We start from the raw sequence: 23,551 nt of genomic DNA, 5'->3' as shown, positions 1-23,551 counted from the left end.
GCGCGGGGCAACACTGGTGAGGAGTCATAGTTCAGATGAGTTCGGATGGATCGACCGGCACACCGTCCGAGTCGGGCGGCCGAGTGGGTGGACGGTCGAGCCGCCCCAGGCCTACCCGTGCACGACCCACCCGACAGCGACCGGCCCGTACGGTCGCGCTGCCGACTCTGCTCGCCGCGGCGGTGGAAAAGAACCCGGACGGTATAGCGGTGGAGTGCGGCACCCGGTCGCTCACCTATCGGGAGATCGACTCCCGGTCGTCCGGGCTGGCCCGGCTGCTCATCGAACGCGGGGTCGGCCCCGAGGATTTCGTGGCACTGGCACTGACCCGTTCGATCGAATCTGTCACGGCCGTGTGGGCCGTGGCGAAGACCGGTGCTGCATTCGTGCCCATCGACCCCAACTACCCAGCCGCCCGCATCACGCACATGGTGAACGACTCCGGCGTGCGAATGGGTGTCACTGCAACACAATTCGAAGAATCGATGCCGACGTCGGTGTCGTGGATCAGCCTCGACTCGTCCGACACCGAAGGTGCACTCCAGGGGTTGTCCGACGATCCCGTCGTGGCGGACGACCGACGGGCACCGATTCGCCCGTCCACGCTCGCGTACGTCATCTACACCTCCGGCTCGACCGGTCTGCCGAAGGGCGTCGCCGTCTCCCACGCCGGGCTGGCACCGCTGACCTCCACTCAGGTCGAGATCTACGGGCTGGACTCCGATTCGCGCACACTGCATTTCGCGTCCCCCAGCTTCGATGCGTCCGTGCTGGAGCTACTGATGGCTGTGGGCGCAGGTTCGACGATGGTCATCGTCCCGCCCGGCGTCTACGGCGGTTCCGATCTGGGTGACATGCTCCGCAGCCACCGCGTCAGCCATGCGTTCATCACCCCGGCGGCGCTGGCCTCACTCGATCCGGCAGAGGTGCCCGACATGCGAGTGCTCGCGATCGGCGGCGAGGCCTTCACCTCGGAACTGATGTCGAAGTGGGCACCGGGCAGACGTTTTCACAACGTCTACGGCCCCACCGAAGCGTCGATGGTGTGCAACATCTCGCCGCCCTTGAACGCGGGCGAAGCCGTGCTGCTCGGGCCGTCCACCAAGGACATGGGCTACCACGTGCTCGACGACCGTTTGCGGCAGGTGCCCGCCGGGGTGCCGGGGGAGCTGTATCTGACCGGTGCCGGCCTTGCGCGGGGATACCATCGACGATTCGCGCTGACCGCAGCGCGTTTTGTCGCCAATCCGTATGCAACCGAGGGTAACTCGGAGCAGAGCCGACTGTACCGCACCGGTGACCTGGTGCGCTGGCGGGAAGTGGCGTCCGGACGGGCCATCGAATACCTGGGCCGCAACGACTTTCAGGTCCAGATCCGAGGCTTCAGAATCGAACTCGGTGAAATCGACGCCGTTCTCACCGCGCAGGACGGGGTCGATTTCGCGGTGACCCTCGGTCACCGCAGTCCCACCGGCGCAACCGTTCTCGCAGCGTACGTACTGCCGGTGGCAGGGACCGACGTCGACCTGGACCGGGTGCTGGACGAGGCCGGGCGGAGTCTGCCTGCGCACATGGTGCCCTCGGTGATCACACGGATCGATTCGATCCCGCTGACTCCCACCGGCAAGCTGGACCGAGACGCACTGCCGGAACCGGTGTTCGAGGCCGCGGAGTTCCGGCCCCCGTCGACCACTACCGAACATGTGGTGGCCGATATCTTCGTCGAGCTGCTCGGGGTCGAACGGGTCGGCCTGGACGACGACTTCTTCGCGCTCGGGGGTAACTCCCTGATCGCCACACAGCTCGCGGCTCGATTGGGTTCGGCTCTGGGCGTCCACGTTCCGGCGCGCTCGGTGTTCGAGTCCTCCACCGTCGAGGCCTTGGCGCAGGCCGCCGATTCGGCGGACGGTCCGGTTCGAGCTGCGCTGGACACGTCGAGGCAGCGGCCCGAGCGCATCCCGCTGTCGTCTGCACAGCAGCGCATGTGGTTCCTCAACCGCCTCGACACCGATTCCGCCCTCAACAACGTGCCGGTCGCTCTGTTGCTCCGCGGAGAACTCGATGTCGACGCGCTGCAGGCCGCCGTGGGGGACGTGGTCGGTCGACACGAATCGTTGCGCACCGTGTATCCGGAGATCGACGGTGTCGGGTATCAACAGGTGCGGGACGAGGCCGAGACGCACGTCGGGATGGACGTGGTCCGCATCGCTCGTGACGACGCGCTCGCTGCGGTCACACAGTTCTTCACCCGGGGATTCGACGTCACCGTCGAGATCCCGTTTCGTGTCCGGCTGTTCCACATCACGGACCCCGCCGGTGCAGCACCCGAGTACGTGCTGGCCTTCGTTGCCCACCACATATCGGCGGACGGGCTCTCGATGGCCCCGCTGTCCCGCGACGTCATGACGGCCTACCTCGCGCGGCACGGCGGATCGGCACCGCAGTGGGCACCGCTGCCGGTCCAGTACGTCGACTACACACTCTGGCAACTCGACATGCTCGGCTCCGAATCGGATCCGAAGTCTGTGGCCCGCAAGCAGATCGACTATTGGCGTCGCACGCTCGACGGCCTCCCCGAGCAGTTGGATCTGCCCTCCGACCGGCCGCGCCCGCGGGTCGCATCGGGACAGGGGGCGGTGACGGCGTTCGAGATCGACGCTGCACTGCACACCCGCGTACTTGAGTGTGCACGCGAGCACGACGCCACCGCGTTCATGGTGGTGCACGCAGCGTTGGCGGTGCTGCTGGCCACGTTGTCCGGGACGTCCGACATCGCCGTGGGAGCACCGGTGGGTGGTCGCGGCGACGCACGGTTGGACGACCTGGTGGGCATGTTCGTCAACACGGTGGTCCTGCGAACGCAGATCGCTCGAGGCGCCTCGTTCGGTGCGGTACTCGATGCCGTACGTACCTCCGACCTGGAGGCATTCGACAATGTGGACGTACCCTTCGAGCGTCTTGTCGAGGTACTCGATCCGGTGCGATCGCAAGGGCGGCACCCGCTGGTCCAGGTAGCGCTGTTCTTCCAGAACTTCTCCCAGGGTTCGTTCGAGCTCCCCGATCTGGGCGTCGAGGCATTCGGGTCCGGGGCGGCGTCGGCAAAGTTCGATCTCCAGGTGACGCTCACCGAACTCGGAGACGGCGCAGGTCTGGCCGGCGAGCTGATGTACGCGACGGATCTGTTCGACGAGTCGACGGTGGCGTCGTTCGGGCGAAGGTTGGTGGCTGTACTCGAGGCGGTGACCGCTCGTCCGGATGGCGTGGTCGGTGATATCGACGTTCTCGATTCGGCCGAGCGTGAACGAATCATGGTGCGCGGCAACGGCGACGAGGTGGCCATCGAATCCGCCGAGGTGTTGTTGGACGGCTTCGATCGGGTGGTGGCCGACACGCCCGACGCGGTCGCGGTGGTGTTCGGCGAACGGTCGCTGACGTATCGGGAGTTCTCGGCTCGGGTGGACGCGACTGCGCAGCTGTTGCAGGAGCACGGTGCCGGGCCAGGTGTTCTGGTGGGGCTCGCGATGCGGCGGTCCGTCGAGTTGGTCGTCGGCATGTATGCGGTGCTGCGATCGGGCGCGGCGTACGTTCCGGTGGACCCGGATCAGCCGACCGAACGTAACGACTACATTCTCGACACGGCCGCCCCGGTGGTCGTGTTGTCCACGGCCAGAGATGGTTTCGTCACGGCGACCGCTGTTCCGGTCGTCGACATCACCGATCCACCGGAGCCGTCCGGGTCGGTGGTGTTTCCGCGCGCCGCCGGGGACGACCTGGCGTACGTGTTGTTCACGTCCGGGTCGACCGGTCGTCCGAAGGGCGTGGCGATCGAACACCGGGCCATCGTCAACCAGATGGCGTGGATGGCGCAGGAATACGGTCTCGATGCGTCGGATGTGTACCTGCAGAAGACGGCGACGACGTTCGATGTCTCGCTGTGGGGTTTCTTCCTGCCGCTGCGAACCGGCGGTCGGTTGATCGTGGCGGCCCCGGGCGCGCAGCGTGACGTCGAGGCGGTCGCCGCCGATATCGCGCGGCACGGGGTGACCGTGACGGACTTCGTGCCGTCGATGCTGACGGTGTTCGTCGAAGCGGTGTCGGCGCAGTCGATCTCGTCGCTGCGGCATGTTTTCGTCATCGGTGAGGCGCTGCCCGCGGGTACCGTCGATGCCTGGCGGGCAGTGTCGGATGCGCGGGTGCACAACCTGTACGGGCCTACCGAGGCGGCGGTCAGCGTCACTTATCGCGATGTCTCCGAGGACGGGGCGGGGTCCGGATCGGCGTCCATCGGTGTGCCCGAGTGGAACACCTCGGTGCACGTGCTGGATTCGCGTCTGCATCCGGTACCGGCGGGCGTTCCGGGGGAGTTGTACTTGGCGGGTGTGCAGTTGGCGCGGGGTTACGTTGCGCGACCGGACCTGTCGGCGGAGCGGTTCGTGGCGAACCCGTTCGACGGCGTGGGGACGCGGATGTACCGGACCGGTGATCTGGTGCGGTGGTCGATGGATGCCGATCGGCTCGAGTACATCGGTCGCACCGATTTTCAGGTCAAGTTCCGTGGGCAGCGAATCGAGTTGGGAGAGATCGAGACTGCGCTGACGGCGCGGTCGTCGGTGAGTCAGGCTGTCGTCGTGGTGTCGCACTCGGCGGTCGGTGAGTCGTTGGTGGCGTACCTGGTTCCTACTCCCGGTACCGACATCGATGTCGAGCTCGTTCGGGCGGAGGCAATTTCTGCGCTGCCGTCCTACATGGTTCCGTCGGCCTTCGTGGTGCTCGACGCTCTACCGCTCAACGCTGCGGGAAAGCTGGATCGTCGGGCGCTGCCGAGTCCGGAGTTCGAGACCCGCGAGTTCAGGTCGCCGCAGACACCGGTGGAGGAAGCTGTTGCCGGTGTGTTCGCGGACGTTCTGGGAGTCGAACGCGTGGGACTCGACGACGACTTCTTCTCGCTCGGCGGCAACTCGCTGCTGGCCGTCAAGTTGGTCTCCGCGCTGAAGGGGGCCCTCGGTGGTCGGCCTGTTCCTCTGAACTGGTTGTTCGTGGACGCGTCCGTTGCCTCCCTTGCGGCACGGATCACTGCTGCCACGGCATCGGGAGTCGACGGAGCGGAAGCAAGCGGGCTCGAGGTCCTGGTACCTCTACGGGTAGGCGGTTCTTCGGCCCCGCTGTTCTGTATCCACCCCATCGTGGGTCTGTCCTGGGCCTTCGGTGCCCTGGCGTCACACATCGGCGACGACCGTCCGATCTACGGATTGCAGTCGCCCGCGCTGTCCGGTGCAGAACCTGTGCCGCAGTCGATAGAACAGTGGGCTGCGGTATTCGTGGACAAGATTCGCGCCGTGCAACCGTCGGGCCCGTATCACTTGCTGGGGTGGTCCATGGGCGGACTGATCGCGCATGCGATGGCCGTGCAACTGCAACGTGAGGGCCACGAGGTCTCGACGTTGGCCATGATGGACTCGTTCGTTGCGGGTGGGTCGGACCACCTCGTCGACAGGCCGGTATCGGCGGACGAGATTCTCGGCGGGCTGGGTGTCGGTGCGGGCAACCACCTCGAGATCGGTGAACTCACGGTCGACTCCGTGGCCGAACTGTTGAAGTCGATGCCGGCACCTTTCGACTCGATTTCCCGCGAACGGGTCGCCGGGATCCTCGACGGGATCGCACAATCGGCAGAGCTCATCGAAACCTATGTGCCACAGACCTTCACAGGACGAGCGCTGCTGTTCGCATCGGTCACCGACGATCCCACGGGCAACGTGGCGGCGGCGACGTGGCGCGGTGCGCTGAGCGAGGGCGTGACGGTCGTCCCGGTCCATTCGACCCACTGGCAGATGGCGTCGTCGCCGGCATCGACCGAGATCGGGCCCGTGCTGGACGCGGAATTGCACCGGTAGTCCGTTCGGCAACGACGAAGGCCTCACGACATCGTGTCGTGAGGCCTTCGTCGTTGCGTGTGGAGAATGTTCAGCAGGGTGCGGGCGTGGTGGTTGCGTAATCGGGATCGAGTGCGGTCTTCACCATGTACAGGGGAGCGGGATCGGCGACGAGACCGACGTGGGACGTCGTCGCCGTGGGGCACACGTCCTGAACCCAGACGTTGTGCACCATCGCAGGGTCGCCGGACTTGAGGAAGGTGTTCGCGGGCGGTGTCGAGACGGTGTCGTTGCGCGTGGCGATGACGGTGTACTCGACCCCTGGTTCGACGTCTCCGCCTTCGTTCAAGCTCGTCAGCGTCGTCGAACCGATGAGTTGCTGGGCACCCGCCATGTTGTATGTCAGGGGGGTGAGTGCGTCGCCGGGCAGGCCGAGCGAGGTGAGCAGTTCGGAGAGCTGCTGCAAACCGCCGAAGGTCGTGCCGTGGTTGGTGGCACCCAGTGTGACCAGTGTGTGCACCTTGTTGCGGGCGGGGTCCTGCGCATCGGTGCCGCCATCGAACTTCATGTACTGCCGAGTGGCGGTGCCACCCTGCGAATGGCCGACCATGTCGACTTGCTCGGCACCGGTCGCCGCGAGTACTTCGTCGACGAAACGGCCGATCTGACGGCCCGACTCAGCGATGTCGCCGGAGCCCCAGATGGTCGTGCCCGGGTCGAGCAGCAGCGATACTCCGCCGTAGTTGGGTGCGAAGACGCAGTAACCCTCGCTCTTCAGCTGCGGTGCCAGGATCTTCCACGTGGACGCATCCATCTTGGTTCCGTGGACGAGCACGACCGGACGGGGATGGGCCGCGCTGGGAACACAGCCGAAGTCGTTGGCACCCTCGAGGGTAGGCGTGGCAGAAACCGAGGTTCCGGTGGGCGAGGGCGCAGCGACCGCTGTGCCCGTCCCGGTGAAGGACAGGGCACCGGCCACCGCGACAGCAATCGCCGTGGGCAATACTCTCGTGAACTTCTTCGGCATGGCCTCTATCTCGTCCGGGGCGTGGGAATCCGCCGCTGTCACCTGCATCTGCGTCCCCGACCGTAACAGCCGGACACACAGGCGTAACAGGCGTGCAGGTCAAGGGTGCCGGTCGGGCAGGCCGGTCGGCGAGCCCGTGTGGTGGACATCACCAACCGATGGCTCCGTATCTGATTCCTGCGCGAAGCTCGCCGACCCGGATGACGAACGCACGCAGCCAATGGCCGCGTGACATCCCGGTCAGCGAGGTCGGCAGCAGGGGATTGCGCAGCAGCAGCGCCATCCACCAGGACGCGACTCGGCGCACTTTCAGTGCCGGGCACCCCTGAGGCCGGTAGATTCCGCGAAGCTTGGCGAAGCCGAACCCGAGGCGGAAAGACTGGCGCAGGAGAGGGCGTAGCTCGTCACGCAGTCGATACGCCACTACTGCCTCGGTACTGAACCCCAAGGTGTAGCCCGCCAGTTGCGCCCGCCAACTGAACTCGACATCCTGGCTTGCTCGGTAGCGGTTGTCCATGCCGCCGAGATCGCTGTAGACCGATGCCCAGCAGGCCATACTCGCGCCGATCGCGAACGGCAGGAAGTCGGTGCGGCCCTGGTTCTCCGGCGCTGTCGTGGGCGTCCACGACAGCGCCCGGACGCTGTTCAGCGTGTCGGTTTCGACCGCAGTACCGACAACATCGAACGACGACGCCTCCTGTACGAGCGTGGTGAGCCACGACGAGTGCACGACATCGTCCGAGTCGCAGAACGCCAACAGATCGCCGGACGCCTCTCGGGCACCGCAGTTGCGTGCGTAACCCGCTCCGGTCTCGCGGGAAGCATCGACCGACCTGAGCCGCAGCCGCTCTCGCAAAGGATGAGTGAGTACGTATTCGCCGAGGTCCCCGCCTCGCGTGTTGTCCGCAACGAGCACCTCGAACGGAAACCCGACATCCTGATCGGCCAGAGCCTGCAACTGTGCGTCCAAGTGCGGATCGAGGCCACCGACAGGAATGATCACCGATACCGACGGATGCTCAGGTCGTGCCCGGTCGACCACAACGAATCCCCCAACGTAGAAATGTCGGCCCGGGCGACGCGATCAGCCCGACGCAGATGCCTTCTTGTACCCCCGAATCGCAGGGTAGAGGAAGATCACGACCATTCCCAGAGACCACGCGAGAGTTTGGAGAATCGGAGTCATGACGGGCCCTCCGAGTGCCAGCGCGCGCATCGCGGAGACCGCAACCGACATCGGCTGCGCTGCAACCACCGGCTGCAGCCAGAGCGGATACGCGAGGACGGGGACGAACCCCGCATTGAAGAACATCAACAACGTGCAGAAGATCGACACCACTTCGACCAGTGGTGCGTCGCCGGCCACCGTGGCGAGGAACGTGACCATGACTGCGAACCCAATACCGAACACGACAGGAATCAGCAGCAACAAGATGCCGGCCTGAATTCCCTGGGTGAACCTGAACCCCAGCGCTACACCGGCACAGATGATGACCACGGTGGTCACGAGCACCCGAACTGCTTCGGCAATCATCCTGCCCAGGAGGCCGGCCGCACGGTGAGTGGGCGTTGTCCAGAACCGAGCCAACAGACCCGACTTTCGTTCGCCCTTGAGGCCGACGGCGCTGACGATGGACCCGAACATGGCTCCGACCAGGGCGATCATCGGCACCTGGCCGTAGATCGCCGGCGATCCGGTGGCCGCGGAAATCGAGTTCCCGAGCACTACACGGAACATGACCAGCATCAACGCGGGGTACAGCAACGCCTGAATCATCGTCGACGGATCGCGCATCCATCGCATCAGAAGTCGTTTGGCCTGGATCAGGCTGTGTGTCCCGAGCGCACGAATCGACCCTTCTCGCAGGGCCATGTTGGGTTCGGGAAAGGTCAGGTTGGATACGCGTGCAGCGTTCACCGACGCTTCTGTCATCGTCATCTCGGACTCGTCATTCTGGTCTCGAGCTCGCCCAGATGGCGAGCGGGACGAAGAACAGGAGCAGGCCGGCCACCCAGGCGAGGGATGGCCACAACACCTGGAAGCTGACTCCGCCCTCGGCCATGTCGCGCATGGCGAACGAGAACTGAGAAATCGGTTGATTGCGAACGAACGGTCGGATGAGTTCCGGGAAGCCGCTCTCGGGAACGAATCCGCACGAAGCCATGCCGAGGATGAGCTGGGGCAGGGTCAACACCTGGCTGGTCGCTTCGGGGCTCTTCGACAGCGTTCCGATTGCGTCGGCACCGATCGACAACGTGGTGCTGATCAGCATGGCGAGCGCGCAGAACAACAGGGCCTGACCGAATCCTGCGGAGAACCGAAAGCCGATGACGTAGCCGAAGCCGAGTGCGGATACGAGCGATACCAGTGAGCGGACGACACCGCTCGAGATTCGCGACACCAGCGGGACGCCGCGTACGACGGGCATCGTCTTCAACCGAGAGTTGAGTCCACTCATCGCCTCCGTCGATGCCCTCTGCGCGGCGGAGATGGCGGTGAACGCCATTGCCTGCAGCACGATGATCGGCATCAGAAACTGTGCGTAGTCGATGCCCTGCAGGCCCATCACGAACTTGAGCGGAAGGTAGAAGCCGATAGTGAAGATCAGCGGAGCGATGACCGCGATCAGCAGCTCACCCTGGGTGAGCATCGTCCACAGTGCACGCCCGGTCAGCGCCTGCCACTGCACGAAGCCGGACGGCCGCGTTCGTGACCGGCGTTTGGGCTGTTGCGTCGTCGACCCGGTGGTTGTCCGGGGAGCGGTGACCGCACGCGTATTCGAGACGCCTCGCGTCGTGGCCGTCACGGCGTGGGGCTCGCTTGCGAATGGCCGGTGAGGGTGAGGAAGACGTCGTCGAGCGAGGGGCGGCGCAACGCGATGTCGGCCAGCACGATGCCACGGGCGTCGATACGGCGGAGGATCTCGGACAAGGTTGCGGCACCGTCGGGGGCCGGCACGGACAGGCGGTCGGACGCGGCTGTGATCTCGGCGTGCACCGCCGGAGGGACCATCTCACCCAGCGCCTCGGCCGCTGCTCGTAGCTGACCCGGATCGAGAGGCACCACTTCGCAGTAGCTACCGCCGGTCATGGCCTTGAGCTGATCGGACGTACCTTCGGCGATGACCGTGCCCTTGTCGATGACGATGATGTTGTCGCTCAGTACGTCTGCCTCTTCGAGGTATTGCGTCGTCAGCAACACGGTGATGCCCTGGGCCTTCAGTGCCTCGACCAACGACCACACACCCTGTCGGCTCCGAGGGTCGAGTCCGGTGGTCGGCTCGTCCAGGAACACGACTTCGGGACGCACGACCAGGCCACATGCGATGTCGATACGACGGCGCATGCCACCGGAGTAGCCGCGGACCGGACGCTTGCCGGTATCGGACAGGTCGAATTCGTCGAGCAGGGCCTTGGCGCGAGCCTTGGCAGCCTTCTTGTCCAGACCCATGAGGCGGCCGAACAATTCGATGTTCTCGCGCCCCGAAAGAGTGTCGTCGAGGGCGGCGTACTGACCCGTCATCATGATCGACCGCCGCACCGCGGGAGCGTCGGCAGCAACATCGTGGCCGGCGACGAAGGCCCGGCCGCTGTCGGGCGCGATCAGCGTCGACAGCACTTTCACAGTCGTGGTCTTGCCCGCACCGTTGGGGCCGAGGATGCCGAGTACGGTTCCCCGCTCGGCCGAGAAGCTGATGCCGCGCAGCGCATGCACATCGCCGAAGGACTTGTGCACGTCCTCCACGTGTACGGCTGCGTGCTGAGCTGACGACATCGGATCTCCGAGCTGTGGGGTGAATGGGGCCGGGGCAGTGCCGGGGCCCGTGGAGGGGAGGGCCACTACTTGATACGGGAACTGCCGGGAAATGTTACCTGTGGATTGCAGTCGCAGATGTTCTGCCGTCAGCCCCAATCGATATCGATACTGTCCTCGACGTCCAGCTTTCGGCACAGGGATCGCAGTCCGCTGTAGTCCTGAACCAGCGCTCGACGGCTCCTGTCGGCCTCGACATCGGCGATCATGGCCTCGGCTCCGCGGACACCTTCGAGTTCGAGAATGCGGGCCCACGTCGAGAAGTCGCTGCTCGAGAACGCATCCATGCCGTCGACGAGGCCGTCGAGAAACTTCTGTCGATCGTTGGATCCGAGCCTGTCGAAGACGATCGCCGCCATGTCGTCGGCAATCGATGCGTGGCAGTACTCGTCGCGATTGTGGAGTTTGACCGTCGCCCGATTGATCGGCTGAATGACGTCGTCGTCCTCGATCAGATCGAGGTACGACGTGATGGAGATCTCTGCGACCGTCATGAAGGCGAGCGAGCTGATCGCCGCAGACCACGGGTCGTCGGTGGTTGCCTGAGCGGTCCGCTGACGGCGGACGGTGGAACTGAACGGCAGCGATCGTTCGGACAACGCCCAACCGCGACCGCGACGGGTCGCCGCACTGGCGTTGAGGTGCATCAGCGTGTGGTACTGCTCGTCCACCATGGCCTGAGTCACCGCGACCGCGAGGGTGTCGCCCATCCCGGTCTCGAACACATCCTGGGCGAGCAGCGAAAATCCCGGGTGAACGACGTGCTGCTCGACATCCATCACGTTCTTGTTGAACGCGATCCAGCCCCAGGCCCGCAGCCGATCCTGCTGTTCCGGTTCGGCACCGAGGAACGTGTCGTGTTCTCCGAACGGGATCAAGGCGTCGGGGAAATCTCGCTTGGTCGTGTCGAACAAATCGTCCAACTGGGGTTCGGGCTTCTTGACGGTGGCACGCTGCGACCAGTTCTTCGCCAACCGCGCTACGACCGCGCTCTCGACGACATCGTGGGGGTCGTGCTCCGGCAAGGTCGGCTGTTCCAACATCGTGTGCCCCGCCTCCGCGTCCGGACCGGCGATCACGAATTGTCGCCGGAACCTCGAACGATACCGAACAACTCGGCACAGACGGATCGATAGCGATCGGCGGAGCTGCCGAGGGCGCTGCCTGCTCGGTTCATCAGTTCGGCGAACTCGGGCTCCGAGCCGGATTCGACGGTCTCGCCGAGCAGTTGCGTCGCGCGGTGCAGCGCCGCCCGCGCGTCGGCGGCGTGTGGGTTACCTGCCTGAACGTCCCAGTACACCTCGGGCTCCCCACCGGTGATGCGTGCGAGGAGGGCGAGCATCGTCGTGTGTGGGGGAGGAGCGACGGCGTCGATGTCGGCGAACGGCAGATCGAGCTCGGCCAGGGCGAGCCCGAACGCGAGAACACTGGCGTGGGTGAGCGCTTGGGTCGCCGCAGCGAGTCGGTCGTGACGCTCGGCGTCGAGGAGAACGGTCCGGCCACCCCAGTGCTGCAGTCTGTCGACGAACGCGTCGGCCGAGGTGCCGGGTCGGTGCACGACAACGGCAACGGGGCGTCCGTTCATGCCCAGGGACGGTGCGAACATCGGGTTGATGCCCAGCGTCGGGCCGAGGTGTCCGCCGCGGCCGGCGTACTGCGAGTAGCCGGACTTGACCGACAGCGTCTCCACCAGCAGTGCATCGGGGCGTACCGCGCTCAGATCGGCCGACAGTGCCACGGACTCGGGCACAGCGAGCACGATCGTCGACGCAGTCGACAGTGCAGCTGTGACGCGGTGGTCGGGTGCGGTGATGTCGCCGACCAGCGTCGCGGCGTCGACCGATGTCGAAGCGGCTCGAGCGTCGACGACGGTGACCTGCACGCCGTCGCTGCGCAGGAGGTCGACCAGTAGCCGGCCGACGGCTCCGGAGCCCCCGACCACCACTACCGAGTTCTGCTGCTCCGACCGCGTCACCGTGTCCATCGGTCGAGTATGTCAACGAGAGGCTGCAGATACCCAGATCGTGATGTCGGCGTGCACCACCTCGACGCCCGCGGTGTCACGGATGGCAACCGGCACGACGATCTCGCATCCGTCGGTGATGGTCGCGAAGTCGGGAATGGTCTCGAGTTCTGCCACCGCGCGCAGTGACGTGGTCGCCTTCGTCAGGTACTGGACGGTCATCGACTTGGGGATCCAGCGGTGCGACGTCGGAACGGTGGCCTCGGCGAGCATCCCCATCGCAACCTCGGCGAGGTTGCACGCGGCGATCGCGTGGAACGTGCCGAGGTGGTTGCGGATCCCCAGCCATTTCGGGGCCGTGACCTCGCAGCGCCCCGGTTCCAGCGCAACCACCCGCGGCAGCACGGACGCGAAGTAGGGCACACGAAGACACATGCCGATCGAGAACACGGTGGATCCGATAGTGTTGTTCGGGAGCTTCGACCAGGCTCGATACGTGGCCCCGGTGGTGGTTGCGACTGTGTTCATGGGCTTACCTTACTGCTGAGTAAGGTCGTGCGGAGCGTATGGATCGACCCCGAGTTGATCTGTCGCGCATACTGCGGCATACTGGTCGGGTTGCCTGGACACGGGACGCGCTTGCGTGCGGCCTGAACCAGGTGAGTCGATCGAGAGATCGGCTGAGCAGAACATGAGACCAGCGCTCCACGTGAGCGCGTCCGGACCACCAGCTCGATCGGTGTGGGTTTCCTCCCTCGGATGGTTGAAGCGAAAGTTTCAGCGCAGAAGAATGAGCGGAATCGCGACACGCCCGACCGCGTGGACCGGAGAACCATGACAGATGAAGAGCGGCAACGGATACAGGTCACGCCTGGTCGTCAACGTTTTTCACTGTCGTGTGTGCACGAAGGCAGTTCGAGTCGGAGGGATTCCCCCGGCTCGGGGACTGTGCAGACGAGGTGGAGCAGGCCGAACGGCCCGTTCTACGACCAAGCGGCAAGAAAAGGACACTAAGCGTGGCGGGACAAAAGATCCGCATCAGGCTCAAGGCCTACGACCATGAGGCGATCGACGCGTCAGCGCGCAAGATCGTCGAAACGGTCACCCGTACGGGTGCCCGCGTCGTCGGACCGGTGCCGTTGCCGACAGAAAAGAACGTGTACTGCGTCATCCGTTCGCCGCACAAGTACAAGGACTCGCGCGAACACTTCGAGATGCGTACTCACAAGCGGCTCATTGACATCCTCGACCCGACACCGAAGACGGTGGACGCGCTCATGCGCATCGACCTCCCGGCCAGTGTCGACGTCAACATCCAGTGAGCGCGGAGACAACGATGACTGATAACAAGAACCGGCCTGCGACAGGAATTCTGGGCACCAAGCTCGGAATGACCCAGGTCTTCGACGAGAACAACCGCGTCGTTCCGGTGACCGTGATCAAGGCAGGCCCCAACGTGGTCACCCAGATCCGCACCCAGGAACGTGACGGCTACAGCGCCGTCCAGGTCGCATTCGGTGCGATCGACCCGCGCAAGGTGAACAAGCCCACCACCGGCCAGTTCGAGAAGGCAGGTGTCACGCCGCGTCGCCACATCGTGGAGATTCGCGTTGCCGACGCCTCGCAGTTCGAGGTCGGCCAGGAGCTCACGGCTGCAGTGTTCGAGGACGGCGCATACGTCGACGTCACCGGCACCAGCAAGGGCAAGGGCTTTGCCGGAACCATGAAGCGTCACGGCTTCAAGGGACAGGGCGCGAGCCACGGTGCACAGGCTGTGCACCGTCGTCCCGGATCCATCGGTGGCTGTGCAACGCCGGGTCGCGTGTTCAAGGGAATGCGCATGTCCGGACGTATGGGTGGCGACCGCGTCACGACGCAGAACCTCTCGGTCCACAAGGTGGACAGCGAGAACGGTCTGCTGCTGATCAAGGGAGCGATCCCGGGCCGTCGCGGCAACGTCGTGATCGTCAAGTCTGCATTGAAGGGTGGTGCACGGGCATGACCAGCCTCGAGAAGAACACCGAGACCAAGCTGACGCTCGATGTCAAGGAAGCCGGCGGCAAGACCAACGGCACCGTCGATCTCCCCGCGGAGATCTTCGACGCACCGGCGAACATCGCGCTGCTGCACCAGGTCGTCATCGCACAGCTGGCAGCTGCTCGTCAGGGAACCCACTCCACGAAGACTCGTGGCGAGGTTCGCGGCGGCGGCAAGAAGCCGTACCGGCAGAAGGGCACCGGCCGCGCCCGTCAGGGCTCGACCCGCGCTCCTCAGTTCGTCGGCGGTGGCACGGTCCACGGACCGCAGCCGCGCGACTACAGCCAGCGGACCCCCAAGAAGATGAAGGCCGCCGCACTGCGCGGAGCCCTCTCCGATCGGGCCCGCAGCGAGCGCCTGCACGTCATCACCGAATTGGTTGCCGGACAGGTTCCGTCCACCAAGGGTGCGAAGACGTTCCTCGCCGAGATCTCGGACCGCAAGAAGGTCCTGCTCGTCGTCGGCCGCGAGGACATCGCAGCCTGGAAGAGCGTTCAGAACCTGGACGGCGTGCACCCCATCGCACCCGACCAGCTCAACACGTACGACGTGCTCAACGCCGATGATGTCGTTTTCAGCGTGGAAGCGCTGAACACCTTCATCGCTGGGCCTGCAAAGAACGAGGAGGCAAGCAAGTGACCACGATCGCCGATCCCCGCGACATCTTGCTGGCACCGGTCATCTCCGAGAAGTCCTACGGACTGATCGAAGAAGGCACGTACACGTTCCTGGTGCACCCGGACTCGAACAAGACGCAGATCAAGATTGCCGTCGAGAAGATCTTCGACGTCACCGTGACCAGCGTCAACACGATGAACCGTCAGGGCAAGCGTAAGCGGACCCGGTTCGGTTACGGCAAGCGCAAGGACACCAAGCGCGCGCTCGTAACGCTCTCCGCCGACAGCAAGCCCATCGAGATCTTCGGAGGTCCGGTCGCGTAAGCGACTGGGACTCTTCGGATATAGAGGACGAGAAGACTCATGGCAATCCGTAAATACAAGCCGACAACCCCGGGCCGTCGTGGCTCCAGCGTGTCCGACTTCGCTGAGATCACGCGTTCGACCCCCGAGAAGTCGCTGATCCGCCCGCTGCACGGTCGCGGTGGACGTAACGCACACGGTCGTATCACCACCCGGCACAAGGGTGGCGGTCACAAGCGTGCGTACCGTCTCATCGATTTCCGTCGCAACGACAAGGACGGCGTGCCGGCCAAGGTCGCTCACATCGAGTACGACCCCAACCGCACCGCGAACATCGCACTGCTGCACTTCGCAGACGGCGAGAAGCGCTACATCGTCGCACCCAAGGGCATCGCCCAGGGCTCGCCGATCGAGCAGGGTGCCAATGCCGACATCAAGCCCGGCAACAACCTGCCCCTGCGCAACATCCCGACGGGTACGACCATTCACGCGGTCGAGCTCCGTCCGGGTGGTGGCGCGAAGATGGCCCGCTCCGCCGGAGCGAGCATCCAGCTCCTCGGTAAGGAAGGCCCCTACGCCACGCTGCGTATGCCGTCCGGTGAAATCCGTCGCGTCGACGTGCGCTGCCGCGCAACCGTCGGCGAGGTCGGCAACGCCGAGCAGTCGAACATCAACTGGGGCAAGGCCGGCCGCATGCGCTGGAAGGGCAAGCGCCCGACCGTTCGTGGTGTCGTGATGAACCCGGTCGACCACCCGCACGGTGGCGGCGAGGGCAAGACCTCCGGTGGACGCCACCCGGTCAGCCCCTGGGGACAGCCTGAAGGCCGTACCCGCAAGAACAAGGCGAGCGACAAGCTCATCGTCCGTCGTCGTCGTACCGGCAAGAACAAGCGCTAGGAGGGAGTTCAGAATGCCACGCAGCCTGAAGAAAGGCCCGTTCGTAGACGATCACCTCCTCGCGAAGGTTGACGTCCAGAACGACAAGGGAACCAAGCAGGTCATCAAGACCTGGTCCCGTCGATCGACAATCCTCCCCGACTTCATCGGTCACACTTTCGCCGTCCACGACGGTCGCAAGCACGTACCGGTGTTCGTGTCCGACTCGATGGTCGGCCACAAGCTCGGAGAGTTCGCACCGACCCGCACGTTCAAGGGTCACATCAAGGACGACCGGAAGGCGAAGAGGCGATGACCAACTTCACCCCCACCGCCAATCCGACTGCCAAGGCCGTAGCGAAACACGTTCGCGTCACGCCGATGAAGGCACGTCGCGTCGTGGATCTGGTTCGTGGGCGCTCCGTCGAGGACGCGCTCAACATCCTCAAGTTCGCGCCGCAGGCAGCGAGCGAGCCGGTCGCCAAGGTGATCGCGTCCGCAGCCGCCAACGCCGAGAACAACCTGGATCTCGATCCCAGCACGCTGATCGTCGCCACTGCATTCGTCGACGAGGGCACCACCCTCAAGCGATTCCAGCCGCGTGCTCAGGGCCGGGCATTCCGGATCCGCAAGCGCACCAGCCACATCACGGTGATCGTCGAAAGCCTGCCCAAGACCGGCGGAACGTCTCGTAACCGTCGTAAGGGCCAGGCGTCCAAGGAAGGGGCTCAGTAGTGGGTCAGAAAATCAACCCGCACGGCTTCCGCTTGGGTATCACCACTGACTGGAAGTCGCGTTGGTACGCAGACAAGCAGTACTCGGAGTACGTCAAGGAAGACGTCGAGATCCGCAAGCTCCTCGCCACCGGCATGGAGCGCGCGGGTATCGCCAAGGTCGAGATCGAGCGCACTCGTGACCGTGTTCGCGTGGACATCCACACGGCACGTCCGGGCATCGTCATCGGTCGCCGTGGTGCCGAGGCCGACCGCATCCGCGGAGCGCTCGAGAAGCTGACCGGCAAGCAGGTTCAGCTCAACATCCTCGAGGTCAAGAACGCCGAGTCCGAGGCTCAGCTCGTGGCCCAGGGTGTTGCCGAGCAGCTCAGCAACCGCGTCGCATTCCGTCGCGCAATGCGTAAGGCCATCCAGTCGGCCATGCGTCAGCCGAACGTCAAGGGCATTCGTGTTCAGTGCTCCGGCCGTCTCGGTGGCGCTGAAATGTCTCGCTCGGAGTTCTACCGCGAGGGACGCGTTCCCCTGCACACGCTCCGTGCCGACATCGACTACGGGCTGTACGAGGCCAAGACCACCTTCGGCCGCATCGGCGTCAAGGTCTGGATCTACAAGGGCGACATCGTCGGCGGACGGCGTGAACTCGCTGCCGCTGCGGCTCCGGCCGCCGGTGCAGACCGTCCCCGTCGTGAGCGTCCCACTCGTCCGCGTCGCAGCGGTGCCTCGGGCACCACGGCGACCAGTACCGAGGCCGGCCGCGCGGCATCCGCAACCGAGGCTCCGGCCTCGACCGAGCCCACTCAGGAGGGCTGACGCATGTTGATCCCCCGCCGGGTCAAGCACCGCAAGCAGCACCACCCGAAGCGTTCGGGTGCCGCCAAGGGCGGAACTCAGGTGACATTCGGTGACTACGGCATTCAGGCTCTCGAGCCCGCCTACATCACCAACCGTCAGATCGAGTCCGCTCGTATCGCGATCACTCGCCACATCAAGCGTGGCGGCAAGGTCTGGATCAACATCTTCCCGGACCGCCCGCTCACCAAGAAGCCTGCCGAGACCCGCATGGGTTCCGGTAAGGGTTCGCCCGAGTGGTGGATCGCGAACGTCAAGCCGGGTCGCGTGCTCTTCGAGCTGTCGTACCCCGACGAGACCATTGCGCGTGAGGCACTGACTCGCGCCATCCACAAGCTGCCCATCAAGGCACGCATCATCACCAGGGAGGAGCAGTTCTGATGGCTACCGGAACCCCAGCCGCAGAGCTCCGCGAGCTCACCGGTGAAGAGCTGGTCACCAAGCTGCGTGAGTCGAAGGAAGAGCTGTTCAACCTTCGTTTCCAGATGGCTACCGGCCAGTTGGACAACAACCGTCGACTGCGCACCGTCCGTCACGAGATCGCGCGCATCTACACCGTCCTGCGCGAGCGTGAGCTCGGCTTGGCATCTGGTCCTTCCGAGGACACTGCAGGTGACGCGGCATGAGCGAGGAAAAGACTGTGACTGAAGAGCGCAACAACCGCAAGACTCGGATCGGCTACGTCGTATCCGACAAGATGGAGAAGACGATCGTCGTCGAGCTCGAGGACAGGGTCAAGCACCCCCTCTACAGCAAGATCATTCGTCGCACCACCAAGGTCAAGGCACATGACGAGAAGGGCGACGCCGGCGTAGGCGATCGCGTTCAGCTCATGGAGACCCGTCCGCTGTCCGCCACGAAGCACTGGCGACTGGTCGAGGTTCTCGAAAAGGCCAAGTAGTACCTGCACAAAAATGCCCGCTCCCTTCCCGGGGGCGGGCATTTGTGCTTTCCGAAGCATGCGGCTTACCTGCCCAGCAAGCCGCCCAGTGCTCCGCCGACGCCTGCTTGCTCACCGCCACCGGTACCGCCGACCAGTCCACCCGGCGGCTGTTCCGACGGCTGCACCACCACGAACCCCTGGCCGGCGAATTCCAGCGTGAACCTCTCTCCGGTCGAGCGGCCGATCAACGTTCCGAGCCCGAACGAGTCGTTCTTCTTCACTCTCGTCTGCAGAGACGACGACCACGCAACTGCTGCCTGCGGGTCGGCGAACGTCGGCTGGTCGACGTTCAGGACGACCGGCACTCCGTCGGTGGTGATGGCGATACGGCCCCGACCGGTGAACACACAGTTGAAGAACCCCGCGTTTCCACCCGCAGCGGCACCCTGGACACGCTTGATGTCGTAACTCAGCGAGGAGTCGAACGCGAGAACGTTGGCCCCGTTGATGGTGAGCCCGTCCGTACCGTCGAGATCGATCAGATGGACGTCCTGTGCGGCGTTGGCGAGGAACAGGTCGCCCTGGCCCGTGACCTTCATCAGAGGGACGCCTTCGCCGGACAGGGCTTGTTTGAGGGCTCGACCTATACCCCCGGAGCCCTTGGCCTCGAACTGCAGAGTGCCCTGGTACGCGACCATCGAGCCGGCCCGAGCCATGATCTCGCCGTTCATGCCCACCCGGCACATCTTGCTGCCCTGTTTCTGAATCCCCGATCCGGGAACTTCGGCGTGGGCGGGCGCGAACAGTTCACTTCTCATGGCCAGGACTCCTTGTGGGACAGGTGAATTCACGATCGCTTCGCTTCGGTGCGAGGGCGGTGCCGTCGGTGCCTCGGGTGTGGGCGGATCGTCGTCCTCGACGCTGATACCGAACGCGGTGGCCAGGCCCGCCAACCCATCGGCGTACCCCTGGCCCACCGCCCGAATTTTCCATTGCTGGTTGCGGCGATAGAACTCCAGGATGACGAGAGCACTCTCGTCGCCGAGTGCGTCGGCGGTGAATCCGACGATCGCACCGCCCGACGTGTCGGAGACGGTCACCGATGTCGGGCCGGCCGCAGCGAACGTTGCCGGACCGGTACCGTCCAGCGATGCCGCGATGGCAACGGTCTCGATATCGGCTGGAATCGCGGAGGGATCGATCAGGACGAGATGGCCGGACGGTCCGCGCTGGTACTCGAGGCCCGCGCCCTCGGGTTGGTTGTAGAACACCAGATCCGCGTCCGAACGCACTCGTCCGTCCGGCCCCAACAGCAGCGCAGACACGTCGACCGACGTCGAGGCGGTAAGTGTCACCGTCAGCCGGCCGGTCGGAGCGGGGCAGTTCTCCCCGCGAGCGAGGTTTTTCATCGGATCCAGTGTGCCAGTGTCGACGCGTGCTGTCAGGAACGCGCGAGTTCGATGACTTCTTCCTCGGTCGGCGGGCTCTTCGGGTGGTAGGACAGGCACAGGGGAGTGGCGGTTCGCCGGAACTCTGCGCCCTCGACGGCAGCGTAGAACTGCCCCGCGGGCAAACGGCCGACATCGGGTACCGAGCCGCCTTTGACGCGGGCCATCTCCTTGGCCGCCTCGACCTGGGACGGGCTGTTGAGCAGTCCGTAGAACTGTGTCGACGCGTTTCCGGCGATGCGGTTGTGCAACCCCTTCGGTGCCTGCGTGGCAAATACGAGACCGAGACCGTACTTCCGCGCCTGCGACGCCAGCGCAAGTGTGCTGTGTGTCGCTGCGGTCGTGCGATCGGAGGGGGCGAAGTTCTGCGCCTCGTCCATGACGAACAGTCCGCCGAGCGGCCGGTCACCCGCGGGGTTCTTCTTGATCCAGGAGAACAGGCCCATCTGCAGCTGATTGACGAAGCTCTGCTTCTGCTCGTCGGTGGTCAGGCCTGCCAGATTGATAACCGATACTCGGGCCTTCTTTCCGTCGGCCGGAGTCAACAGCACTGCCGGGTCGACCGGGGTGCCCGCCCCTGCGAACATGGGGTCGTTGGCCACGGCTGCCTTCAGATTTTCGGCCAGTCCCTGCGCGATCCGTACGGCATCGCGCAGGTCGCTGGTGTCCTCGGGCAATTCTTCGAGCAGGTCGATGAAGTCCGCCAGCGTGCCGCCCTGTGGGCGTCGACCGAAGAGATCGAGCGCCGACTTCAGAACTGCGCGGCCGTGTTTCGCCTTCTGGGAAGCACCCAGGACGCCGGCGGCGGGCTCGAGCGACGCCAATGCGGATTCGACGGAGGAATCGAACTCGTCGGCATCACCGAGAACGCTGACGAAATCGGGCAGTGGCTGAAAGCTCAGCGGTCGGCCCGCCGACTTGCGGGGCGTCCACACCACGACGTCGGTGTCGCGTAGATACGCCGTCGCCTTGGCCTCGTCGCCCGGCGGCCACGTCCGTTCGTCCTCGGGCCACGCGGTGCCGAGGCGAGCCAGGTCGTTGTTGACGTCCAACACGATCGCCGAAACACCTTGCAGCGCACATTCTTCCACCAGTCGGCGAATCAGTACCGTCTTCCCCGATCCGGAACCCGCGAAGATCGCTGTGTGCTTACGGAGCGCCTCGAGTTGGATTGCGACGTCCGCACCGGTGCTCACTTCCGACCCGGCGACGATCGACGGCCGGCGGCTCGCAATCGGTTCGGCCGCGACGGTGTTCTCGGGTTCGATCAATGCGGTGTCGTCGTCGACGACGCTGACTGCAGGCAACACGGAGGAGAACAGTTCGACCTCGTGTGCGGGCTTGCGTGCGAGCAACCACGACGTGAGAGCGGGGGAGTTCTCGGCGAGCAGGACCGACAGAGCCGCCAAGGCCCTGCGATCCTCGTCGCCGAACGGAACGACAATGCCGCCGGCACGTCGCAGAGCGGCGACGGTCTGCTCGGTCTTCGCGCCATTGGGCCACGGGTCGTTTCTGATGAGGATCAGTCGCCGTTTCGGCATGTCTGCCCTGAGGCCGGCCGTGGTCACTGCACGCTCCACACGGGCCAGCGCGGCCCTGGCGTTGCCGGAGGTGACCGCGCGGAAGCACCAGTGCTCCTCGTCGTCCGTATCGGTGTCGACGGTATGTCGCAGCCTGGCATGCAGGGCAGGCTTGCCGCTCGGAGGTGGGTCCTGGGCAAGGCTGTCGTCCGAGGACTGATGCTCGTGGATCCACGCGGTCAGGCCCGCAGACAGGAGTGCGGGGACGATCGAGTCCTCACTGTCGGGCTTCAGCGGAATGGCGACGTCGACCTGTTTGCGCAGTTCTGCGTAGCGATCGTCGAGTATGTCGAGTTCGTCGACCCGTGCTTTGGGGAGGTCCTGCGCATCCGCGGGCCCGGACTTGTCCGTGAAACTCTCCAACTCCGACGCGACGCCGGTGTCGAGGCAGTGCCTGATGTGACGGTCGACCGCGATCAGCAGCTGCCGCGGAGTGAAGTCCGGGGCCTGCTCGAATGCGTCGGGTGCCACCGGCCACGTCGGATGCGGCGGGGTGAAGCCGGCCTCGAGAAAGCATGCCGCCAGACGTCGGCCCAGTAACAGGCGTCCGATGTCGGACGACGGAATCGGCTTGAGAGGCTGCGTCACTCGGAAGCGGTCGCGCATCGGTGCCACGCCGCGGGCAGCGATCAACTCCCACGCGCTCGACAGTGCCGAGAGAACCGACGCGGTGCGCGGAAGCGTTTCGCGCAGCGACATCAGACCGTGCGCCAGTTGCTCGACGACCTTGTCTTCCTGTGCGTCGGCGAACTCCTGATCCGATCCCGTTCGGGATTGCGCGACCAACGTGTCGATCTGGTCTATCGCAAGAATTGTCGGACCGGTGATGGCCAGCAGTCGTGAGATGTTCTCGGCAATGCCTTGGTGACCGAGCTCGGCCCGGCGGATTCCCCAGGGCGAGAATTCTTCGGCATCGACGTCGTCGATCGACTGCAGGTATGCGTCACCGAGATCCTGGACGGCCGAATCGGGGGCGATGGACAGCACCAAGGCGCGCAGCGTGTGCTGCGAGGTACGCCGATGTCGGGGGTGGACCTTGTATACGGCGGTGACGAAGTCGTTCAGCGTCTCGGCGTCGATCATGCTCTCGCCCATGATCTTTGCGCGTTGTTCGTCGGGAATGTCGCCGATCGTGCACAAGCGACGCAGCAGAAGTGCGAGTTGGCTGTCGGATCCTTGGCCGGAGGGCCGCATCAGGTCGTCGAGCATCCCCATGAGAGTCGATCGCCAGAAGCCCGCGGCGTCGAGCAGCCTGATCAGGAAGAAGTACCCGCCCTTCTGCTGCACCTCCTCGCGCACCTGCCCCAGCAGATGCGTCTTGCCGGATCCGGCCGGCCCGCGTACGACGACTCCGAGCGGACTGGCGTCATCCGACGTCTCCGCGTCGTCATAGGCGTTCATCACCTCGAGGAACACCCGCTCGTGCATACCGGGAACGTGCACGTTGGACTGCGAACGCCACACGTCGTCGGGGGTCGGGGCCCAGCTCAGCCGTACCGATTCCAGAGCCCGTATCTGCTCGTTGTCCGTCATCGTGGAGTTCACGC

General features: G+C 65.0%; 22 protein-coding genes. 12 read left to right on the top strand and 10 right to left on the bottom strand.

Going from position 1 to position 23,551, the window contains the following annotated elements:
* Window positions 1–35 precede the first annotated feature (35 nt).
* The gene (locus CH285_RS01395; protein ID WP_094643271.1) at window positions 36–5,894 is read left to right on the top strand and encodes an amino acid adenylation domain-containing protein; all 5,859 of its coding nucleotides are present in this window, start codon (window positions 36–38) and stop codon (window positions 5,892–5,894) included.
* A gap of 70 nt (window positions 5,895–5,964) precedes the next feature.
* Here CH285_RS01395 and CH285_RS01390 read toward each other — a convergent pair whose 3' ends face one another.
* From CH285_RS01390 to CH285_RS01355, 8 genes are all read right to left on the bottom strand, one after another.
* The gene (locus tag CH285_RS01390) at window positions 5,965–6,900 is read right to left on the bottom strand and encodes an esterase/lipase family protein (protein ID WP_032393438.1); all 936 of its coding nucleotides are present in this window, start codon (window positions 6,898–6,900) and stop codon (window positions 5,965–5,967) included.
* Window positions 6,901–7,048: 148 nt separating this feature from the next.
* Window positions 7,049–7,903 (bottom strand): glycosyltransferase, encoded by an 855-nt coding sequence (locus CH285_RS01385; protein ID WP_176458062.1) that lies wholly within the window; start codon window positions 7,901–7,903, stop codon window positions 7,049–7,051.
* 81 nt (window positions 7,904–7,984) lie between these two features.
* The gene (locus CH285_RS01380; protein WP_032365640.1) at window positions 7,985–8,839 is read right to left on the bottom strand and encodes an ABC transporter permease; all 855 of its coding nucleotides are present in this window, start codon (window positions 8,837–8,839) and stop codon (window positions 7,985–7,987) included.
* A 10-nt stretch (window positions 8,840–8,849) separates the two neighbouring features.
* Window positions 8,850–9,707 carry an ABC transporter permease gene (locus CH285_RS01375; protein WP_032365639.1) on the bottom strand — a complete coding sequence of 286 codons (858 nt, stop codon included), beginning with the start codon at window positions 9,705–9,707 and terminating at the stop codon, window positions 8,850–8,852.
* Window positions 9,704–10,675, bottom strand: coding sequence for a daunorubicin resistance protein DrrA family ABC transporter ATP-binding protein (locus CH285_RS01370; RefSeq protein WP_027496305.1), 972 nt, complete (start codon window positions 10,673–10,675; stop codon window positions 9,704–9,706). Before CH285_RS01370 ends, CH285_RS01375 begins: the two co-directional genes overlap by 4 nt.
* 128 nt (window positions 10,676–10,803) lie before the next feature.
* Window positions 10,804–11,757 (bottom strand): AurF N-oxygenase family protein, encoded by a 954-nt coding sequence (locus CH285_RS01365; RefSeq protein ID WP_094643290.1) that lies wholly within the window; start codon window positions 11,755–11,757, stop codon window positions 10,804–10,806.
* Window positions 11,758–11,789: 32 nt separating this feature from the next.
* A complete protein-coding gene (locus CH285_RS01360) occupies window positions 11,790–12,698 on the bottom strand; it encodes a prephenate dehydrogenase dimerization domain-containing protein (protein WP_032393354.1) in 909 nt (302 codons plus the stop codon).
* A gap of 12 nt (window positions 12,699–12,710) precedes the next feature.
* Window positions 12,711–13,205 (bottom strand): hotdog fold domain-containing protein, encoded by a 495-nt coding sequence (locus tag CH285_RS01355; RefSeq protein ID WP_027496308.1) that lies wholly within the window; start codon window positions 13,203–13,205, stop codon window positions 12,711–12,713.
* A 488-nt stretch (window positions 13,206–13,693) separates the two neighbouring features.
* Between CH285_RS01355 and rpsJ the strand changes: the two genes are divergently transcribed.
* Genes rpsJ through rpsQ form a run of 11 tightly spaced genes read left to right on the top strand, consistent with a single transcriptional unit; the run spans window position 13,694 to window position 18,994 of the window.
* Complete coding sequence (gene rpsJ / locus CH285_RS01350; RefSeq protein WP_003938093.1) at window positions 13,694–13,999, top strand: 30S ribosomal protein S10; 306 nt, start codon at window positions 13,694–13,696, stop codon at window positions 13,997–13,999.
* Window positions 14,000–14,013: 14 nt separating this feature from the next.
* The gene (rplC, locus tag CH285_RS01345; protein WP_027496309.1) at window positions 14,014–14,679 is read left to right on the top strand and encodes a 50S ribosomal protein L3; all 666 of its coding nucleotides are present in this window, start codon (window positions 14,014–14,016) and stop codon (window positions 14,677–14,679) included.
* Window positions 14,676–15,353 (top strand): 50S ribosomal protein L4, encoded by a 678-nt coding sequence (gene rplD, locus CH285_RS01340; protein WP_008718317.1) that lies wholly within the window; start codon window positions 14,676–14,678, stop codon window positions 15,351–15,353. The genes rplC and rplD overlap by 4 nt, the downstream gene beginning before the upstream one ends.
* The gene (gene rplW, locus CH285_RS01335; protein WP_027496310.1) at window positions 15,350–15,655 is read left to right on the top strand and encodes a 50S ribosomal protein L23; all 306 of its coding nucleotides are present in this window, start codon (window positions 15,350–15,352) and stop codon (window positions 15,653–15,655) included. The genes rplD and rplW overlap by 4 nt, the downstream gene beginning before the upstream one ends.
* A gap of 39 nt (window positions 15,656–15,694) precedes the next feature.
* A complete protein-coding gene (rplB, locus tag CH285_RS01330; protein ID WP_008718311.1) occupies window positions 15,695–16,531 on the top strand; it encodes a 50S ribosomal protein L2 in 837 nt (278 codons plus the stop codon).
* 13 nt (window positions 16,532–16,544) lie between these two features.
* Window positions 16,545–16,826, top strand: coding sequence for a 30S ribosomal protein S19 (gene rpsS, locus CH285_RS01325; RefSeq protein ID WP_008718309.1), 282 nt, complete (start codon window positions 16,545–16,547; stop codon window positions 16,824–16,826).
* A complete protein-coding gene (rplV, locus tag CH285_RS01320) occupies window positions 16,823–17,245 on the top strand; it encodes a 50S ribosomal protein L22 (RefSeq protein ID WP_027496311.1) in 423 nt (140 codons plus the stop codon). Before rpsS ends, rplV begins: the two co-directional genes overlap by 4 nt.
* Window positions 17,245–18,054 carry a 30S ribosomal protein S3 gene (gene rpsC, locus CH285_RS01315; RefSeq protein WP_027496312.1) on the top strand — a complete coding sequence of 270 codons (810 nt, stop codon included), beginning with the start codon at window positions 17,245–17,247 and terminating at the stop codon, window positions 18,052–18,054. The genes rplV and rpsC overlap by 1 nt, the downstream gene beginning before the upstream one ends.
* A 3-nt stretch (window positions 18,055–18,057) precedes the next feature.
* Window positions 18,058–18,474, top strand: a complete 417-nt coding sequence (gene rplP, locus CH285_RS01310; protein ID WP_027496313.1) for a 50S ribosomal protein L16 — start codon at window positions 18,058–18,060, stop codon at window positions 18,472–18,474.
* The gene (gene rpmC, locus CH285_RS01305; RefSeq protein ID WP_027496314.1) at window positions 18,474–18,719 is read left to right on the top strand and encodes a 50S ribosomal protein L29; all 246 of its coding nucleotides are present in this window, start codon (window positions 18,474–18,476) and stop codon (window positions 18,717–18,719) included. The genes rplP and rpmC overlap by 1 nt, the downstream gene beginning before the upstream one ends.
* Window positions 18,716–18,994, top strand: a complete 279-nt coding sequence (gene rpsQ, locus CH285_RS01300; protein ID WP_027496315.1) for a 30S ribosomal protein S17 — start codon at window positions 18,716–18,718, stop codon at window positions 18,992–18,994. The genes rpmC and rpsQ overlap by 4 nt, the downstream gene beginning before the upstream one ends.
* 65 nt (window positions 18,995–19,059) lie before the next feature.
* On the opposite strand, the gene CH285_RS01295 is transcribed toward rpsQ, so the two are convergent.
* Both CH285_RS01295 and CH285_RS01290 read right to left on the bottom strand, forming a co-directional pair.
* A complete protein-coding gene (locus CH285_RS01295) occupies window positions 19,060–20,385 on the bottom strand; it encodes an AIM24 family protein (protein ID WP_094643270.1) in 1,326 nt (441 codons plus the stop codon).
* Window positions 20,386–20,417: 32 nt separating this feature from the next.
* Window positions 20,418–23,537: a helicase HerA domain-containing protein gene (locus tag CH285_RS01290; RefSeq protein WP_094643289.1), complete on the bottom strand. Its 3,120-nt coding sequence runs from the start codon at window positions 23,535–23,537 to the stop codon at window positions 20,418–20,420.
* Window positions 23,538–23,551 lie beyond the last annotated feature (14 nt).

The sequence above is a fragment of the Rhodococcus sp. 05-2256-B1 genome, assembly GCF_002258465.1.
Lineage (GTDB): Bacteria > Actinomycetota > Actinomycetes > Mycobacteriales > Mycobacteriaceae > Rhodococcoides > Rhodococcoides fascians.
This window is presented reverse-complemented; position numbering and strand designations above follow the sequence as displayed.

What these genes read in the sequence shown, in the direction of transcription:
- CH285_RS01355 (WP_027496308.1), bottom strand. Translation starts at nt 13,205, where the DNA reads ATGAACACAGTCGCAACCACCACCGGGGCCACGTATCGAGCCTGGTCG.
- CH285_RS01290 (WP_094643289.1), bottom strand. Translation starts at nt 23,537, where the DNA reads ATGACGGACAACGAGCAGATACGGGCTCTGGAATCGGTACGGCTGAGC.
- rplC (WP_027496309.1), top strand. Translation starts at nt 14,014, where the DNA reads ATGACTGATAACAAGAACCGGCCTGCGACAGGAATTCTGGGCACCAAG.
- CH285_RS01365 (WP_094643290.1), bottom strand. Translation starts at nt 11,757, where the DNA reads ATGTTGGAACAGCCGACCTTGCCGGAGCACGACCCCCACGATGTCGTC.
- CH285_RS01360 (WP_032393354.1), bottom strand. Translation starts at nt 12,698, where the DNA reads ATGGACACGGTGACGCGGTCGGAGCAGCAGAACTCGGTAGTGGTGGTC.
- CH285_RS01390 (WP_032393438.1), bottom strand. Translation starts at nt 6,900, where the DNA reads ATGCCGAAGAAGTTCACGAGAGTATTGCCCACGGCGATTGCTGTCGCG.
- CH285_RS01380 (WP_032365640.1), bottom strand. Translation starts at nt 8,839, where the DNA reads ATGACGATGACAGAAGCGTCGGTGAACGCTGCACGCGTATCCAACCTG.
- rplV (WP_027496311.1), top strand. Translation starts at nt 16,823, where the DNA reads ATGACCAACTTCACCCCCACCGCCAATCCGACTGCCAAGGCCGTAGCG.
- rpsS (WP_008718309.1), top strand. Translation starts at nt 16,545, where the DNA reads ATGCCACGCAGCCTGAAGAAAGGCCCGTTCGTAGACGATCACCTCCTC.
- rpmC (WP_027496314.1), top strand. Translation starts at nt 18,474, where the DNA reads ATGGCTACCGGAACCCCAGCCGCAGAGCTCCGCGAGCTCACCGGTGAA.
- rplP (WP_027496313.1), top strand. Translation starts at nt 18,058, where the DNA reads ATGTTGATCCCCCGCCGGGTCAAGCACCGCAAGCAGCACCACCCGAAG.
- rpsQ (WP_027496315.1), top strand. Translation starts at nt 18,716, where the DNA reads ATGAGCGAGGAAAAGACTGTGACTGAAGAGCGCAACAACCGCAAGACT.
- CH285_RS01295 (WP_094643270.1), bottom strand. Translation starts at nt 20,385, where the DNA reads ATGAAAAACCTCGCTCGCGGGGAGAACTGCCCCGCTCCGACCGGCCGG.
- rplD (WP_008718317.1), top strand. Translation starts at nt 14,676, where the DNA reads ATGACCAGCCTCGAGAAGAACACCGAGACCAAGCTGACGCTCGATGTC.
- CH285_RS01370 (WP_027496305.1), bottom strand. Translation starts at nt 10,675, where the DNA reads ATGTCGTCAGCTCAGCACGCAGCCGTACACGTGGAGGACGTGCACAAG.
- CH285_RS01395 (WP_094643271.1), top strand. Translation starts at nt 36, where the DNA reads ATGAGTTCGGATGGATCGACCGGCACACCGTCCGAGTCGGGCGGCCGA.
- rplB (WP_008718311.1), top strand. Translation starts at nt 15,695, where the DNA reads ATGGCAATCCGTAAATACAAGCCGACAACCCCGGGCCGTCGTGGCTCC.